At 67.3% G+C, this 16067-nt stretch carries 15 protein-coding genes; 8 read left to right on the forward strand and 7 right to left on the reverse strand.

Features of this window, described 5'->3' with window-relative positions; translation table 11 throughout:
• Positions 1-101 precede the first annotated feature (101 nt).
• From araD1 to VQ067_RS14820, 7 genes are all read right to left on the reverse strand, one after another.
• Positions 102-1097 (reverse strand): AraD1 family protein, encoded by a 996-nt coding sequence (gene araD1 / locus VQ067_RS14790; RefSeq protein WP_003111007.1) that lies wholly within the window; start codon positions 1095-1097, stop codon positions 102-104.
• Between the two features lie 27 nt (positions 1098-1124).
• Positions 1125-2300: an L-lyxonate dehydratase gene (locus VQ067_RS14795; protein WP_003111006.1), complete on the reverse strand. Its 1176-nt coding sequence runs from the start codon at positions 2298-2300 to the stop codon at positions 1125-1127.
• Positions 2301-2330: 30 nt separating this feature from the next.
• A complete protein-coding gene (locus VQ067_RS14800; protein ID WP_317951596.1) occupies positions 2331-3653 on the reverse strand; it encodes an MFS transporter in 1323 nt (440 codons plus the stop codon).
• Between the two features lie 185 nt (positions 3654-3838).
• On the reverse strand, positions 3839-5089 hold the full coding sequence (locus tag VQ067_RS14805) for an OprD family porin (RefSeq protein ID WP_033989837.1): 1251 nt from the start codon (positions 5087-5089) through the stop codon (positions 3839-3841).
• 172 nt (positions 5090-5261) lie between these two features.
• The gene (locus VQ067_RS14810; protein ID WP_003123450.1) at positions 5262-6275 is read right to left on the reverse strand and encodes a 4-hydroxythreonine-4-phosphate dehydrogenase PdxA; all 1014 of its coding nucleotides are present in this window, start codon (positions 6273-6275) and stop codon (positions 5262-5264) included.
• A complete protein-coding gene (locus VQ067_RS14815; RefSeq protein ID WP_003159110.1) occupies positions 6272-7231 on the reverse strand; it encodes an amidohydrolase family protein in 960 nt (319 codons plus the stop codon). Before VQ067_RS14815 ends, VQ067_RS14810 begins: the two co-directional genes overlap by 4 nt.
• Entirely contained in the window at positions 7224-8549 is a 1326-nt protein-coding gene (locus tag VQ067_RS14820; RefSeq protein ID WP_033989838.1) for an MFS transporter, read from the reverse strand. The genes VQ067_RS14815 and VQ067_RS14820 overlap by 8 nt, the downstream gene beginning before the upstream one ends.
• A 266-nt stretch (positions 8550-8815) precedes the next feature.
• Between VQ067_RS14820 and VQ067_RS14825 the strand changes: the two genes are divergently transcribed.
• The 8 genes from VQ067_RS14825 (at position 8816) to VQ067_RS14860 (ending at position 16058) form a co-directional block, all read left to right on the forward strand.
• Entirely contained in the window at positions 8816-9829 is a 1014-nt protein-coding gene (locus VQ067_RS14825) for a Bug family tripartite tricarboxylate transporter substrate binding protein (RefSeq protein WP_003111000.1), read from the forward strand.
• A gap of 27 nt (positions 9830-9856) precedes the next feature.
• Positions 9857-10387: a tripartite tricarboxylate transporter TctB family protein gene (locus VQ067_RS14830; protein WP_034019796.1), complete on the forward strand. Its 531-nt coding sequence runs from the start codon at positions 9857-9859 to the stop codon at positions 10385-10387.
• Entirely contained in the window at positions 10384-11904 is a 1521-nt protein-coding gene (locus VQ067_RS14835; RefSeq protein WP_003089051.1) for a tripartite tricarboxylate transporter permease, read from the forward strand. Before VQ067_RS14830 ends, VQ067_RS14835 begins: the two co-directional genes overlap by 4 nt.
• Before the next feature lie 67 nt (positions 11905-11971).
• Positions 11972-12919 (forward strand): LysR family transcriptional regulator, encoded by a 948-nt coding sequence (locus tag VQ067_RS14840; protein ID WP_003089050.1) that lies wholly within the window; start codon positions 11972-11974, stop codon positions 12917-12919.
• A gap of 81 nt (positions 12920-13000) precedes the next feature.
• Positions 13001-13477, forward strand: a complete 477-nt coding sequence (locus VQ067_RS14845; RefSeq protein WP_340080847.1) for a hypothetical protein — start codon at positions 13001-13003, stop codon at positions 13475-13477.
• Between the two features lie 298 nt (positions 13478-13775).
• Positions 13776-14582: an ABC transporter substrate-binding protein gene (locus VQ067_RS14850; RefSeq protein WP_003124678.1), complete on the forward strand. Its 807-nt coding sequence runs from the start codon at positions 13776-13778 to the stop codon at positions 14580-14582.
• Positions 14583-14662: 80 nt separating this feature from the next.
• Positions 14663-15379, forward strand: coding sequence for an amino acid ABC transporter permease (locus VQ067_RS14855; protein WP_003089046.1), 717 nt, complete (start codon positions 14663-14665; stop codon positions 15377-15379).
• 1 nt (position 15380) lies between these two features.
• Positions 15381-16058 (forward strand): amino acid ABC transporter permease, encoded by a 678-nt coding sequence (locus VQ067_RS14860; protein ID WP_003089043.1) that lies wholly within the window; start codon positions 15381-15383, stop codon positions 16056-16058.
• The last annotated feature ends 9 nt before the right edge of the window (positions 16059-16067 follow it).

Raw genomic sequence — 16067 nt, forward strand, 5'->3', positions numbered from 1 at the left:
CGGGGATGGCCGGCGGGGTTGGAGCCAAGGCTCCGCAGGAATGAAGGAAACCGTGCCGCGGGTTTCTCGTGGAGCTCCGGCCTATGCACGGCGGTGGGGCTTCAGAGCGCTACCACCCGCCCCGGCGTCAGTGCGGTCTCGACGGCGGCGATGCCATTGCGCAGCGGCGCGCCGAACTCGGCCATGGCGATCTCGAAGACATCCCCCGGAGCAGCCTTGATCCCGTCGGCGAAGGACAGCGTGGCGGTACCGAAGTAATGCACGTGGACGTCGCCCGGACGGAGGAACTGCGCGTACTTGAAATGGTGGTACTCGAGGTTCTCCAGGCTGTGGCACATGTTGTCCTCGCCGGAAAGGAACGCCTGCTGCCAGAGCACTTCGCCGTCGCGCAGGATCCGGCTCTCGCCCTGCAGGTGGCGCGGCAGTTCGCCGACTCGCAGCTCCGGCCCGTAGCAGCAGGCGCGCAGCTTGGAATGCGCCAGGTACAGGTAGTTGCGGCGCTCCATCAGGTGGTCGGAGAACTCGTTGCCCAGGGCGTAGCCGAGCCGGTAAGGCCGGCGGTCATCGCCGATCAGGTAGAGCCCGACCAGCTCCGGTTCCTCGCCGGCGTCCTCGGCGAAGGCCGGTAGCGGGAAGTCCGCGCCGGGTCGCACGACGATGCCGCCGTCGCCCTTGTAGAACCATTCAGGCTGCGCGCCGACCTGGCCCGCCGGTGGCTTGCCGCCCTCCAGGCCCCACCTGAAGATGCGCATGGTGTCGGTCAGCGCGGTCTCGTCGCCCTGGTTCTGCTGGTGCATGCGGTCGCGCGTCGCGGCGCTGCCCAGGTGGGTCAGGCCGGTGCCGCTGACCAGGCAATGGGCCGGGTCGTCATGATCCAGCGGCGGCAGCACCCTTCCCTCCTCCAGCAACCCGGCATAGTCCGGGCCTGGCTCGCTGCCTCGGCGCAGCACCTCGTCGTGCAGGCCGCTGCCCGCGCGAATCGCCGCCAGCCCCAGTTCGCGCGTGCTGCGCACGCCGCGCAGCACCTGTATCCCGGCGCCTTCGACGACGCCGACCCGGCGCTGCCCTGCCCGGTCCTCGAATTGAATCAGCCGCATCTCGGCTCCTCCTGTGGGCTCCGACTATCACTCGATGATGATGAAATCCTTGAGGTGCTCTTCGGATATCTCCAGGCCCAGGCCGGGCTTGTGGTCGTCCAGCTGGATATAGCCGTCGACCGGCTGCGGCTCGCCCTTGAACACGTAGTAGAACAGCTCGTTGCCGACCTCGACGTCGAACACCGGGAAGAACTCGGCCATCGGCGAGGCGGTGCTGGCCATGGTCAGGTGATAGTTGTGCAACTGTCCGGCGTGCGGGATCACCGGCACTGACCAGGCCTCGGCCATGGCGTTGATCTTGCGCGCGGCGGTGATCCCGCCGACGCGGTTGGTGTCGTACTGGATGACGTCCACCGCGCGGCGCTCCAGCAGGTCCTTGAAGCCGTGGCCGGTGAATTCGTGCTCGCCGCCGGAGATCGGCATGATCCCCATCTTCTTCAGCTCGACGTAGCCCTCGATGTCATCGGCGATCACCGGCTCCTCCAGCCAGCGCGGTTCGAACTCGGCGAGCTTCGGCAGCATCCGCCGGGCGTATTCCAGGGTCCAGCCCATGTAGCATTCGAGCATGATGTCGATGTCCGGCCCGGCCAGTTCGCGTAGCGCGCGGACCTGCTCGATGTTCCTGCGCATGCCCGCCGGGCCGTCCTTGGGGCCATAGCCGAAGCGCATCTTCAGCGCGGTGAAGCCCTGGTTCAGGTAGCCCTGGGCCTCTTCGAGGAAGGCGTCGAGGTTGTCGTTGGCGTAGAGCTTCGAGGCGTAGGTCCAGATCTTCTCCTTGGTGCGACCGCCGAGCAGCTTGAACACCGGCTTGTTCACCGCCTTGCCCATGATGTCCCAGATCGCCAGGTCCACCGCCGAGATGGCTGCCATGCCGATGCCCTTGCGGCCCCAGGCGTGGGTGCGGCGATACATCTTCTGCCAGATGTACTCGTTGTCGAACGGGTCTTCGCCGATGCAGATCGGCGCCAGGTAGAGGTCGACGATTTCCTTCGCCACGCGCGGCGCCAGGGCGCAGTTGCCGATGCCGACGAGGCCGTCGTCGGTCTCGATCTCCACCACCAGCCAGCCGTGGAAGCGGAACGAGCCCATGGCGTCTCCCTTCTCGAACAGGATGTCGCTGGCATTGGTGCAGAAGTGCGCCTGCGGCGGGACGACCTTGCCCTTCCATTCGAAGACGCGGGTACGGACGGATTTGATTTTCATGTCGCAGCTCCTATCGGTGCGTAGTGTGAGTCAGCCGGCCTGCCGCGCTCGCAGCGGGACGGACGACGATCCGGAAGTCTTCAGCCGGGCCAGCAGGCAGGCGCCGAGCAGGCCGACGGCGGCCAGGGCGAACATGCCGGCGCGCGGGTCGGCGAACTGGCTTTCCATGAGGGTCTTGAGGTTCGGCGCGACGAAGCCGCCGAGGTTGCCCAGGGAGTTGATCAGGGCGATGCCGCTGGCCGCGGCCGCACCGCTCAGGTAGCCGGTGGGAAGGGTCCAGAACAGCGGCTGCACCGAGACGAAGCCGGACGCGGCGAAGCAGAAGGCGATCACCGCCAGGCCCAGGTTGCCGGCCAGCGCCGAGGCGGCGATACCGGCTGCGGCCATGCCCAGCATGGCCACCGCGAGCTGGCGATGCTGGCCGCTGCGGTCGGCCTGGCGGGTCACCAGGCGCGTTACCACCAGGGCGCAAGCCCAGGGAATCGCGGTGATCAGGCCGACGTTCAGGCCGACCTGGCCGTCGAGGAAGCTGGCGATGCGGGTCGGCAGGTAGAACACCACGCCGTACACGCTCATCTGGATGGTGAAGTAGACCAGGCAGAACTTCAGCACCTGGCCGCTGCGCAGAGCGCTGAGGAAGCCGTGCGGGCCGCGTGCCTGTTTGCGGGTGTCTTCTTCGGCCAGCTCGCCTTCCAGCGCCCGCTTCTGCTCGTCGCTCAGCCAGCCGGCATCGCGCGGGCGGTCGACCAGGTAGAAGTAGGCGGCAATGCCGACCAGCGAGGCCAGCAGGCCCTCGGTGACGAACAGCCACTGCCAGTTGGCCAGGCCGAAGATGTCGTGGAACTCCAGCAGCCAACCGGACAGCGGACCGCCCAGTACCAGCGCCAGCGGCAGGCCGAAATAGAACAGGCCAAGCGCCTGGGCACGGCTGCGCTGCGGGAACCAGTAGGTGAGGTAGAGGATGATGCCGGGGAAGAAACCCGCCTCGGCGACGCCCAGCAGGAAGCGCAGGACATAGAAAGTCATGGCGTCGTCGGCGAACATCATCGCCGCCGAGACCAGGCCCCAGGTGACCATGATCCTGCACAGCCAGACCCTGGCGCCGAGGCGGTGCAGCATCAGGTTGCTGGGTACCTCGAAGAAGGCATAGCCGATGAAGAAGATGCTCGCGCCGAACGCGAAGGCGGCATCGGCAAGGCCGGTGTCGGCTTGCAGGAAGGCCCGCGCGTAACCGACGTTGGCCCGGTCGATGAAAGCCAGTACATACATCAGGACCAGGAAAGGCAGGAGCCGCAGGCGGCTGGTGGCGATCGCCGAGGACAGCAGCCTGGCGTGGTCGTTCATGGCGCTCATGGAGGGCTTCCTTCTTGTTGTTGTTCGACGCGGAGGCGGCATGGCCGCTTGCGTTGGGCCGACTGTAGCCAGGCCGCTCCCGCGCGGATAATCACTTCTGCGCATTCATCGATAACCCCAGGCAATACCTTTTCACCAATCAGCCAATCGCCGGTTATCGGGCAGCAGCGAGAACGGCCCTGCGCTCAGAGCAGCGGCAGGGAATACGAGAGGATCAGGCGGTTCTCGTCGACATCGGCGGCATGGTTGGACCGCAGCATGGCGTTGCGCCAACGCAGGCCGAGGTTCTTCAGCGGGCCGCTCTGGATCACGTAGGAGACGTCCACGTCGCGTTCCCAGGCGCGGCCGTCGTCCATCGCCTTCGTCCGGGCATGGGCGCCGCTGGCGTAGCGGGCCATGGCGGTCAGCCCGGGAATGCCCAGGGCGACGAAGTCGTAGTCGTAGCGCAGTTGCCAGGAGCGCTCGCCGGCGCTGGTGAAGTTGCGCACCTGGATGTCGTTGACCAACGGCGTGCTGGTGCCGGCGATGTAGAGCATCCCGTCGTCGCCGTACATGCGCTGGTAGCCGGCGCCGAGGCTGTGGCGGCCGCGGGTCGCGCTGAAGAAACCGGTCAGCGCGCGATTCTCCAGATCACCGAGCTTCGCGGCACCTTCGTCGCGCGTGTCGAAGAGCCCGACGCTGGCGCCCAGGCGCCAGCCGCCGAAGCTCTGCTTGTGGCTCAAGCTGTAGTAGTCCTGCCGGTAGATGTCTTGCAGTCGCGCCTGCCACAGCCCGACCTGGCTGCGCTCGGCATTGAAGCGGTACTCCGCGCCCAGGTAGTCGAAACGGTCGGAGAACACCCCGCCGCGCCCATCCACCGAGAGGTCCTGGTGGTCGCTGGAGTTGCGCTGGCTGAGCGAACGCATCTGCCCGCCGTGCAGGGTCAGGCCGGCGATTTCCCTGGAGGTCAGCATGCCGCCCTGGAAGGTCTGTGGCAGCAGGCGGCCGTCGTTGCGCAGGAGGATTGGCAGTTCCGGCAGCAGTTCGCCGAGTTTCAGCTCGGTATTCGACAGCTTCAGCTTCGGCGCCACGCCCAGTCGCGCGTAGTCGTCCGCTGCGCGTCCGTCGGCGTGGCGTGGCAACAGCCCGGAGCCGGCACGATCAGGGCTGCTGTCGAGCTTCAGGCCGAGCTGGCCGATCAGCTCGACGCCGAGGCCCAGGGTGCCCTGGGTATAGCCGGATTTTGCCTGTAGGAGAAAGCCTTGGGCCCACTCATCCTGTTTCGACTGCGCCGCGCCGGGCTGGCGGAAGTCGCGATTGAAATAGAGATTGCGCAGGCCGAGGCTGACGCTGGCGTCTTCGATAAAGCCCTCGGCGCCGGCGAGCGACGGCAGGCCGGCCAGCAGGACCGGGGCGAGCGAGGCGGATTTCAGCAGGTTCGGAGCGGAACGGGTCATTGTTGTTTTTCCTTTTCCCAGGCCGAAGCGAGCCGTGGAGCGCTGCGGCTCCAGGCGATGTGTCTCTCGTCGAAGGTGCGACGCCTCCTGCCCCGCCGCGACGGTACAGGGAGGCGCCAGGGGGCGCGTTACGAAGGTGCGGCGCTCTGGTTGTCGCGTCGCATGCAGGCGATCAGGCTTTGCGCCTGCCCATCCGGCAGGCGATCTCGAACGCCTGGCGGGTGGCGCCGACGTCGGCCCTTCCCTGCCCGGCGATATCGAAGGCGGTACCGTGGGCCGGCGTAGCGATGGGGATCGGCAGGCCGCCCTGGACGGTCACGCCGCGGGAGAAGCCCATCAGCTTGATCGCGATCTGCCCCTGGTCGTGGTACATGGTCACCACCGCGTCGAAGGCACGGGCGTCGCCCTGCACTTTGAGGAAAATGGTGTCGGCGGGATACGGGCCGTCGGCGGCGATCCCCTGTTCGCGCGCCTTCTGCACCGCCGGAGCGATGATGTCCAACTCCTCGCGGCCGAAGCTGCCGTTGTCGCCGTTGTGCGGGTTCAGTCCGCAGACGCCGATGCGCGGCCGCGCCAGGCCGCTGCGGCGCAGCGCGTCGTCGATCAGGCGGATCGCCTCCCCTACCCGCTCCTGGCTGAGCAGGCCCGGCACCTCGGCCAGGGCTACGTGGGAGGTCACCCGCGAGGTCCAGAGGTCGTCGAGGACGTTGAACTCGCAGAACGGGCCGCCGAACCCCAGGCGCTCGGCGAACCAGTGCAACTCGTCGCTGTGGTCCATGCCGGCCATGTGCAGCGAGGTCTTGTTCAGCGGGCCGAAGAGGATCGCGTCGGTCCTGCCGCTGCGGGTCAGTTCGAGGGCCAGCGCGAGGGTTTCCAGGCTGTAGCGGCCACCGACGGCGCTCGCTTCGCTGCGTGGGAACTCGTCCCCGCCCTGGCTGAGCCAGGGATGCAGCAGTGGCGTGGCGTCGGCGAAATCCAGGGTCTCCAGCGCGTCGATGCGTCGGTAGGGGAATTCGCAGCCGGCGATGCGCATGCCGCGGCGCATTTCCGCTTCGTCGGCGATCAGCACGATGTGCGCCTTCTCGCGCACCTCGGTGTCGGCCAGCAGGCGGGCGATCAGTTCCGGGCCGATGCCGGCCGGATCGCCCAGGACCATGGCCAGTCGCGGTAGGGATGGAGCGTTCATGGGGAAGTCCTCGGGTCGAGCGACGCCTGCTGCAGGCGCACGGTGTCGGGTACGGTGCGGTAGATGCGCCGCGCGTTGCTATGGAAAAGCCGTTCCTGGTCGGCGTACGGCAGGTCGGCGACGATGCGTTTGAAACCGCCATAGATGTCGTCGAACGAGCCGCACAGGCTGTCCACCGGGAAGTTGCTGGCGAACATCGCCCGCTCGACGCCGAACAGGGCGATGCTTTCGCGGACGATCCAGGCGTTGTCCTCGACGCTCCAGCGCCGGCCGGCCTGGCCGATGCCGGAGATCTTCAACGCCACGTTGGGGCATTCGGCGAAGCGCGCCATGGCCCGTTGCCAGGCGGCCAGCCCCTCCTCGCTGCGATCGGACGGCAGGCCGGCGTGGTTGAGCACGATCAGCGTATCGGGGAAGTCGCGCGCCAGGCATGCGGCCTCGGCGAGGTTCCACCAGGGTGTCTGCAGGTCGAAGTGCAGGCCGTGCCGGGCCAGCTCGGCATAGCCGCGACGCCAGCGCTCGTCGCTCATCAGGCTGCGCAGCTCGCCGACCTGTTGCGGGCGTTGCGGACCGCCGGGCTTGTGGCGGACGCTGCGGACCCGTGCGAAGCCCGCCTGCGCCGCCAGCACCTCGGCGGCGTCCGGCGCGTCCAGCCAGGCCTGCGCCACCACCGCGTGGGGCGCGCCATGGCGTTCGGCGAGGTGATGCACGAAGCGGGTTTCGCCGAGCGGATCGCGCGGGTCCCACTCGGTTTCCACGTAGACCGTCTCGACCACCCGGTGTGCGCCGACGTCGCCGAAGTAGTCCGCCGGCAGGTAGCGGCGCTTGATCGCGCTGTAGTCGCCGTAGCGGAACGGAATCTTGGCGTCCTCCGCGAGCCAGGGGTGGTAGTTCGCCTGCGGGTCCCAGAAATGATGATGGGCGTCGACGATCGGCCCGTCGTACAGCTCAGCCATGCTTTGCCTCGGTCTTGTCCAGGGAAATCAGCAGGGTGCCGACGATGAAGGCTGCCGAGCAGAGGGCGAAGAAGCCCAGCACCGCGGCATATCCGCCCAGGTGTTGCAGCAGCAGCCCGACCAGGATCGGCACGGCGATGCCGCCGAGGCTGCCGGCCATGTTCATCACCCCGCCGACCAGGCCGACCCGGGCCGGAGTGGCGAGCAAGGCCGGAAAGCTCCAGTACAGGCTGCCCCACATCAGGAAGAAGGCGGTCAGCGCCAGCAGGGTCACGGCGGCATAGGCATCTTCCAGGCTCGGCAACAGCAGGAAGGCGACCAGCGCCGCGAGGCCCGAGACCGTCAGCAGGCCCTTGGCCGCCAGGCCGCGGCGCACGCCCTTGCGGATCAGCAGGTCGCAGAGGAAGCCGCCGACCAGGGAACCGACGGCGCCGCAGAGGAAGATGACGAAGGTCGCGGCGCCGATACCCTTGATATCGAAGCCGCGCGCCTGCGCCAGGTAGCTAGGACCCCAGGTCAGCAGGCCGAAGAACACCATGGCCCAACTGGCGCGGCCGAGGACGATACCGACCAGGGAGCGGCCGGCGATGCCCAGTCTTCCGCCGGCCTGGCAGTCCGCTTCGGCGAGCGGGGTGGTGCGGACGGCGTTGATCCGGTCCAGCTCGGCGGCGTTGACCCCGGGATGCTCGGCCGGGTCGTCGCGCAGGTAGTGCCAGGCCAGCCAGGCCATGGCCAGGGTGGCGATGCCGGCGATGAAGAAGGCGCTGCGCCAGGAGCCGAGCACGGCGATCAGGTAGGCGATGACCAGTCCGCCGAGAGCGACGCCAAGCGGCCCTCCGCAGTCCATCAGCACGGCGCCGCGGCTGCGTTCGCTGGAGCCCAGCCACAGCGAGTTGAGCTTGCCGCCGGAGGGGAACAGCGGCGCTTCCGCCGCGCCCAGGGCGACCCGGGCGAACATCAGCGACAGGCCGCCGCTGGCGAAGGCCGCGAGGGTCTGGAAGGCTCCCCAGAGGCCGGTGGACCAGCCGATCACCCGGCGCGGGCCGTAGCGGTCGATCAGCCAGCCGCCGGGAATCTGCAACAGCGCGTAGGCCCAGAAGAAGCTGCTGAGGATCAGCCCCTGCATGCTCGGCGTGAGCTGGAATTCACCGGCGATGGTGGGCATGGCGATGGACAGCGAGACCCGGTCGACCAGGTTGATCACCGTCAGGGCGAAGACGATGGCGAAGATGCGCCAGCGGACGTTGCTGGGTTTTGCGGCAGTGGCCTTGTCCTGGGCAGGATCAGCCTGGAGCACGGCGGTCTGTGCCTGAGCCATGGGTCGTACCTCTTTTATTGTTGTTCTTGTGCTGCGGAACTGGATTGGCAGGTCCGGCAGGCTCACTATCCGGCTTTCCATCGATAACCGTCTAATCAAAGCTGCTCATACGGCCATTTCCTACGGTTATCGCTCCAGGTATCCGACATCCGCTTCCACTCATAACCCCAGGCTATCGGTGTATGCCTTATTTTGAGTGGACGCTTATCGGTGCGCTTCGCACACTCCGCTCTACCCATAACAACAATGACAACCAGAGGTCCTCCATGCGTACCGCATATGCGCGCTCCGTCCCCTCCTTCCTGGCCGCTTGCGCCCTGCTCTGCTGCACCGCCCTGCCCGCCCTGGCGGCTGCCTGGAAACCCGAAGAGAACCTGGAGATCGTCGTCGCCGGCGGTCCCGGTGGCGGCACCGACCAACTCGCCCGCCTGGTCCAGTCGGCGATCAGCCAGAACAAGCTGCTCGACGTCAACACCGTGGTGCTGAACAAGGGCGGCGGCAACGGCGCCGAAGCCTTCCTCGACCTGAAGCTGGCCAAGGGCAACGCGCACAAGCTGGTGATCGGCACCAACAATGTCTACCTGCTGCCGCTGGTGGCCCGGCTGGGCTACCAATGGACCGACCTGACGCCGGTGGCGGCGGTGGCCGAGGACGACTTCATCCTCTGGACCTACCAGGCGGCGCCGTGGGCGGACGCCGCGGCGTTCCTCGCCGATCTGAAGAAGGACGCGGCAGGCATGCGCTTCGGCGGCAGCCAGTCGAAGGACGTCGACCAGACTCTAAGCCTGCTGCTCGGCAAGCAGGTCGGCGGCAAGCTGACCTACATCCCCTTCAAGAGCGGCAGCGAGGCGTCCATCCAGTTGGCCGGCAGGCACATCGCCGCCAACCTCAACAACCCGGCGGAAAGCCTCAGCCAGTGGCGCGGCGGCCAGGTCCGGCCGCTCTGCGTGTTCAGCCACGAGCGCATGATCTACACCGCCAAGGTCGCTGCCGAGCAGTCCTGGGCGGACATCCCCACCTGCCACGAACAGGGCCTGGGCATCGACCAGTACCGCTTCCCGCGCACCGTGTTCCTGCCCGGCGGAGTCAGCGACGAGCAGCGCGCCTTCTACGTCGAGTTGATGCGCAAGGTCAGCCAGACCGCCGAGTTCAGGGACTATGTCGAACGCTCGGCGCTGGCGCCGACCTTCCTCGCTGGCGAGGACCTGGTGAGCTACATCGAGAAGGACCGCCAGCGCGTCATCCCGCTGTTCCAGGAAGCCGGCTGGCTTCGCCAGTAACCCGCGTAGCGCGACCAGGAGACGAACATGTCCAGCTCATCCAATGCGCCGCTGGTCGCCACCCGCTGGGTGGAGATCGGCCTGGCGCTGTTCACCGCCGCGCTCGGCGCGATCGTCATATACGGCAGCCAGGATATCGGCATCGGCTGGGGCGACAGCGGCCCCGAGGCCGGCTATTTCCCCTTCTACATCGGCCTGCTGCTGAGCGCCGCCAGCCTCGGCAACCTGCTCATGGCCCTGTGCCGCTGGCGGGCGCTGGGTACCTCGTTCGTCGCCCGCGCGGCCTTTCGCCGGGTGCTTGCGGTGTTCCTGCCGATCGCCGCCTACGTGGCGGCCATGCCGTTCGCCGGGATCTACCTCGCCTCCGCGTTGTTCATCGCCTGGTTCATGTGGCGCGACCGCAGCCGCGACAAACCCTACGGCGTGCCGCTGATCGTCACGCTGTCCTGCGGCGCGGCGCTGGCCAGCTACCTGGTCTTCGCCGTCTGGTTCAAGGTGCCGCTGGATGCCGGAATACTGGCCGACCTCGCGGCCTTCGTCGGGAGCGCCAGGCCATGAGCGAATTCGATTCCCTGATGCAGGGCATGAGCCTGGTCCTCAGCGCCCATCACCTCGGCCTGATGGTGATCGGCGTGCTGCTCGGCATCCTGGTCGGCGTGCTGCCGGGCCTCGGTGCGCCGAACGGGGTGGCGCTGCTGCTGCCGCTGACCTTCAGCATGTCGCCGGTGTCGGCGATCATCCTGCTTTCCTGCATGTACTGGGGCGCGTTGTTCGGTGGCTCGATCACCTCGATCCTGTTCAACATCCCCGGCGAGCCCTCGTCGGTGGCCACCACCTTCGACGGCTACCCGATGGCGCGCAACGGCCAGGCCGGCGAAGCGCTGACCGCCGCCTTCACCTCGGCGCTCCTCGGGGCGCTGGTCGGCGTGCTGCTGCTGACCTTCCTGTCCACCCATATCGCTCGCTTCGCCCTGGCGTTCAGCTCGCCCGAGTTCTTCGCCGTCTACCTGCTGGCGTTCTGCACCTTCATCGGCATGAGCCGCAACCCGCCACTGAAGACCCTGGTGGCGATGACCATCGGCTTCGCCATGGCCGCCGTGGGCATGGATACCGTGTCCGGCGACCTGCGCCTGACCTTCGACCAGCCCTGGCTGCTTTCCGGGCTGAGTTTCGAGGTGGCGGTGATCGGCCTGTTCGGCATCGGCGAGATCCTCTGCACGGTGGAGGAAGGCCTGGTGTTTCGCGGCGAGCGCGCACGCATCACGCCGATGGTGATCCTGCGTACCTGGGCCAGGCTGCCGCGCTACTGGCTGACCTGGCTGCGCAGCGCGCTGGTCGGCTGCTGGATGGGCGTCACTCCGGGCGGCCCCACCGCAGCCTCGTTCATGAGCTACAGCCTGGCGCGGCGCTTCTCGAAGAACCGCGAGAACTTCGGCAAGGGCGAGGTGGAAGGCGTGATCGCTCCGGAGACTGCCGACCACAGCGCCGGCACCAGCGCCCTGCTGCCGATGCTGACGCTCGGCATCCCCGGCTCGGCGACCGCCGCGGTGATGCTCGGTGGCCTGATGATCTGGGGGCTGCATCCCGGGCCGACGCTGTTCGTCGAACAACACGACTTCGTCTGGGGCCTGATCGCCAGCATGTACCTGGGCAACGTGGTCAGCCTGATCGTGGTACTGGCGACCGTACCGCTGTTCGCCTCGATCCTGCGGATTCCGTTCGCCATCGTCGCGCCGATCATCGTCATGGTCTGCGCCATCGGGGCCTACTCGGTGCACAACGCCATGCTCGACGTGGTCCTGATGCTGCTGTTCGGCGCGCTCGGCTACCTGTTCAAGAAACTCGGCTACCCCATCGCCCCGCTGGTGCTCGCCGCGGTGCTCGGCGACAAGGCCGAGGACGCGTTCCGCCAGTCGATGCTGTTCTCCGACGGGCAACTCTCGGTGTTCTGGTCCAACCCGCTGGTGGCCAGCCTGACCGGCGCGGCGCTGGCGATGCTGCTCTGGCCGTTGCTGGCGCGTTGCGCCGGGGCGCTGTTCCGGCGTGGCCGGCGGAGTCTCCGGCATGCCGCCTGAGCCTGCGTCTGGCGGCGGGGTGGATTTCTTGTCACCCTGGGTCTCCCCGCCGCCAGCGAGATACGCCATGTCCCGGATTCCCGACGCCAGCATCATCCACAGCCGCCTGCGCCTGCGCCAGTTGCGCCTGATGCTGGCCCTGGAGGAACTCGGCTCGCTGCGCCGCGCCGCCGACGAGATCGGCATGACCCAGCCGGCGGCGACCAAGATGCTCCACGAGGCCGAAGACCTGCTCGGCGTCGAGTTGTTCGAGCGTTTGCCGCGCGGCATGCGCGCGACGCCTTTCGGCGAGACGCTGATCTATTACTCGCGGATGATCTTCGCCGAGCTGTCCGGGATGCGCGAGGAACTGGTTGCCCTGGAATCCGGCAACCTCGGCCGGGTCACCGTCGGAGCGATCCCGGCGCTGGCCTCGAGCCTGCTGACGCGCACCATCGCCACCCTGAAGCAGAGTCATCCACGGCTGTCGATGAGCATCCAGGTGGACACCAGCGACGTGCTGGTCCAGGCCCTGCAACAGGACCAGTTGGACGTGGTGCTCGGACGCATCCCCAGCGGCGCGCGCACCGACGACCTGGTGTTCGACAGCCTCGGCGAGGAAGAGCTCTGCGTGGTGGTCGGCGCGCAGAACCCGTTGTCGCAGGCACGCAAGCTGGACTGGGGCGAGTTGCAGGAGCTGACCTGGGTGTTGCAGCAGCACCCCAGCCCGATGCGCGGGATCGTCAACCAGGCCTTCCACAATGCGCGCATCGACCTGCCGAGCAGTATCGTCGAGACCACCTCGATCATGACCCTGCTCTCCCTGCTGCAACAGACCGACATGATCGGCATCACTCCACGCTCGGTGATCGAGGACTACCCGGGCAAGCACCTGCTGGCGATCCTGCCGATCCAGCTGGAGCCGCGCCTGCCGCCCTACGGCCTGATCACCCGACGCAACCGGGTCCACTCCTCGGCCATGCAGACCTTCATGGCCAGCGTACATGCCGAACAGGCGCGGCACCTGGCGAAGTGAGCGGCACTAGCACAAATGAGCTAATAGCCGCGAGCCGGCTGGACCTCTAACATCCTCGGGCATTTCAACGGAGTGAATGCCATGCCCTCGATCAAGCCCTTCGGTCTCGCCCTGCTCGTCCTCGGCCTCAGCGCCTGCGCCTCCCTCGGTCAGTCGGGGAATCGCGACAACGAGGTCAAGGTCGCCGCGCAGAAGCTCATCGGCCAGCCCGGCGGCAAGGCCTTCGAACTGTTCGGCAAGCCCGACCAGGGCCTCGGCCCTTCGTCCTACGGTAGCGGCGGCTTCTACGCCTGGAACCGCGTGCGGACCCACATGGGGCCGGACAAGGTCTTCATACAGACCGGCACCGAGTACGTCGGCCAGCGCGAGACCTGGGTCGGCGTCGGTGGCCAGGGGGTCGCCGGCATGGCGCCGGTGAGCAGCGAGGCGGTCTATCGCAAGACCGGCTACTACGAGAACGAGACCATCCTCGACTATTTCTGCAGCATCACCCTGTACACCGACAGCCGGGACATCATCACCAACGCCAGCGTGATCGACTGCCGGGACAGCCGCTGACGGGGCCGCCGGGCCCCGGCCTTCCTTCTCGACGACGAACCCCCGACGCGGAAGCCCTGCGGATCATGGCGTTACGCTATCGTTTTTTATTTCCTTGAATCCTTGTTTTCATACCTCTTATTTCGTCTGGAAATAAGATAGATCGATTCATTCTTTTCTCCCGACCCTTGGCCCCTGCCAAACTCCCTTCGCCACGGGATACCCCCGCGCCGACATGGCGGCATTCCCATCCGGAATGTCCGCCCCACATTGCAAGGCCCTGATCGTCGATCGCGGCCGACAAGGAGCTGGAACTTTCATGAAGAAACTCCCCGCCATCACCGCCCTCGCTCTCGCCCTGATCTCCGGCCTGGCCCAGGCCGACCGCCTGGAGGACATCCGCAAGGCCGGCGTATTGCGCGTCGCGTCCTTCGACAGCAACCCGCCGTTCGGCTTCGTCGACGCCAAGAGCAAGCAGATCGAAGGCCTCGACGTCGACTATGCCAAGGCCCTGGCCGACAAGCTGGGCGTCCGGCTGCAAGTGCTGCCGACCAACCCGGCCAACCGCATCCCGCTGCTGACGGCGAACAAGGTCGACCTGGTCCTGGCCAACTTCACCATCACCCCGGAGCGTGCGCAGCAGGTGGACTTCAGCATCCCCTACTTCTCCTCCGGCCAGCAGTTCATCGTCAAGAAAGGCACCCTGACCTCGCCGGAAGTCCTCAACAAGTGGCGGGTCGGCGTGGACAAGGGCACGGTCAACGAAGGCGTGCTGCGCGAGAAGTTCCCCGGCGCCAAGGTCATCGCCTACGACGACACGCCCTTCGCTTTCACCGCCCTGCGCAACGGCCAGGTCCAGGCCATCACCCAGGACGGTCCGAAGCTGATCGGCCTGCTGGCCAACGTGCCCGACCGCGACAAGTACGAAGTGCCGCCCTTCACCATTTCCAACGACCTGATCGGCGTCGGTATTCCCAAGGGCGAGAAGTCCCTGACCGAGTTCGTCGACAAGAGCCTGCGCGAGCTGGAGCAGGACGGTCAGGCGCAGAAGATCTACGACACCTGGTTCGGTCCGCAGACCAAGACCCCGCTGGCGCGCCTGTACAAGATCGGCGACAAGAGCTGAGCGGCCCGCTTCGCCCGCACGACCCGCGCGCCTCACTTCGCTGAGGCGCGTTTTTCGTTCTACCCGACGGAATCCCGCACATGTTCGGCGAACTTCTCGCCCCGCAGTACCTGCGCTGGTTGCTCGACGGCTTCCTGCTGACCCTCGGTCTTGCCCTGCTCAGTTGCCTGCTCGCCACCCTGATCGGCGCCCCCCTGGCCATCGCCCGGCTGTCGCGCCGACGCCTGCTGTCCTGGCCGGCGCGCGCCTACCTGGCGCTGTTCCGCAATACCCCGCTGCTGGTGCAGCTGTTCTTCTGGTACTTCGGCGTTCCCGCGCTGCTGCCGGAAGCGCTGGTGAGCTGGCTGAACACGCCGCACGAGACGCCCTTGCTCGACTGGCCGTCCTTCGAGTTCCTCGCCGGTGCCTGGGGGCTGACCCTCTATACCTCGGCTTTCGTCGCCGAGGAGTTCCGCGCCGGCATCGCCTCGGTACGCCCCGAGCAGCGCGCCGCCGGCCTCGCCCTGGGGCTAACCCAGCGCCAGGTATGGCGCGTGGTGGTGCTGCCGCAGGCCCTGCGCACGGCGCTGCCGCCGCTGCTCGGGCAGTACATGAATGCGCTGAAGAACTCCTCGCTGGCGATGGCCATCGGCCTGGCCGAGCTGTCCTACGCTTCGCGCCAGGTGGAAACCGAGACCTTCAAGACCTTCCAGGCCTTCGGCATCGCCACCCTCCTCTACATCGGCGCCATCGCCCTGATCGAAGCTTTCGGCCAGGCGTTGCAGCAGACCCGCCGCTACCGCCAGGGAGGTGCCTGAGATGGATTTCTCGGTCATCTCGGACAACCTGTCCTACCTGCTGCTCGGCGCCTACCCGGACGGCCCGCTCGGCGGAGCGGCGCTGACCCTGCTGCTGGCGTCGCTCTCCGGACTGGCTTCGGCGGTGCTCGGCCTGGTCCTCGGCGTGGCCCTCGCGGTGCTGCCCGGCAAGCCGCGCCTGCTGCTGGTGACGTTGCTCGGCTTCTTCCGCGCGATCCCGGTGCTGATGCTGATCTTCTGGACCTACTTCCTGCTGCCGATCGTCTTCCATGTCGACGTACCGGCGCTGGCCACCGTGGTCTGCGCGCTGTCGCTGATCGGCGGCGCCTACCTCGCCCACTCGGTGTATGCCGGCATCCACAGCCTCCCCGCCGGACAGTGGGCGGCCGCCCGCGCGCTCGGACTGCGGCCGTGGCAGGTGTTGCGCCTGGTGATCCTGCCGCAGGCGCTGCCGGTGATGCTGCCGTCCTTCCTCAACCAGTGGGTGTCGCTGATCAAGGACACTTCCCTGGCCTACGTGATCGGCGTCGGCGAACTGTCCTTCGTCGCCACCCAGGTGAGCAACCGGGTGATGGTCCACCCGACGGAGATCTTCCTGTTCGTCGCCCTGCTCTACTTCCTGCTCTGCACCAGCCTCGACCTGGCCGCCGCTTTCCTCGCCCGCCGCCGGCGGGCCTGAGCGGCGGCC

Source organism: Pseudomonas sp. KBN12P06040, from assembly GCF_037574965.1.
In the GTDB taxonomy this organism is placed as follows: Bacteria; Pseudomonadota; Gammaproteobacteria; order Pseudomonadales; family Pseudomonadaceae; genus Pseudomonas; species Pseudomonas aeruginosa.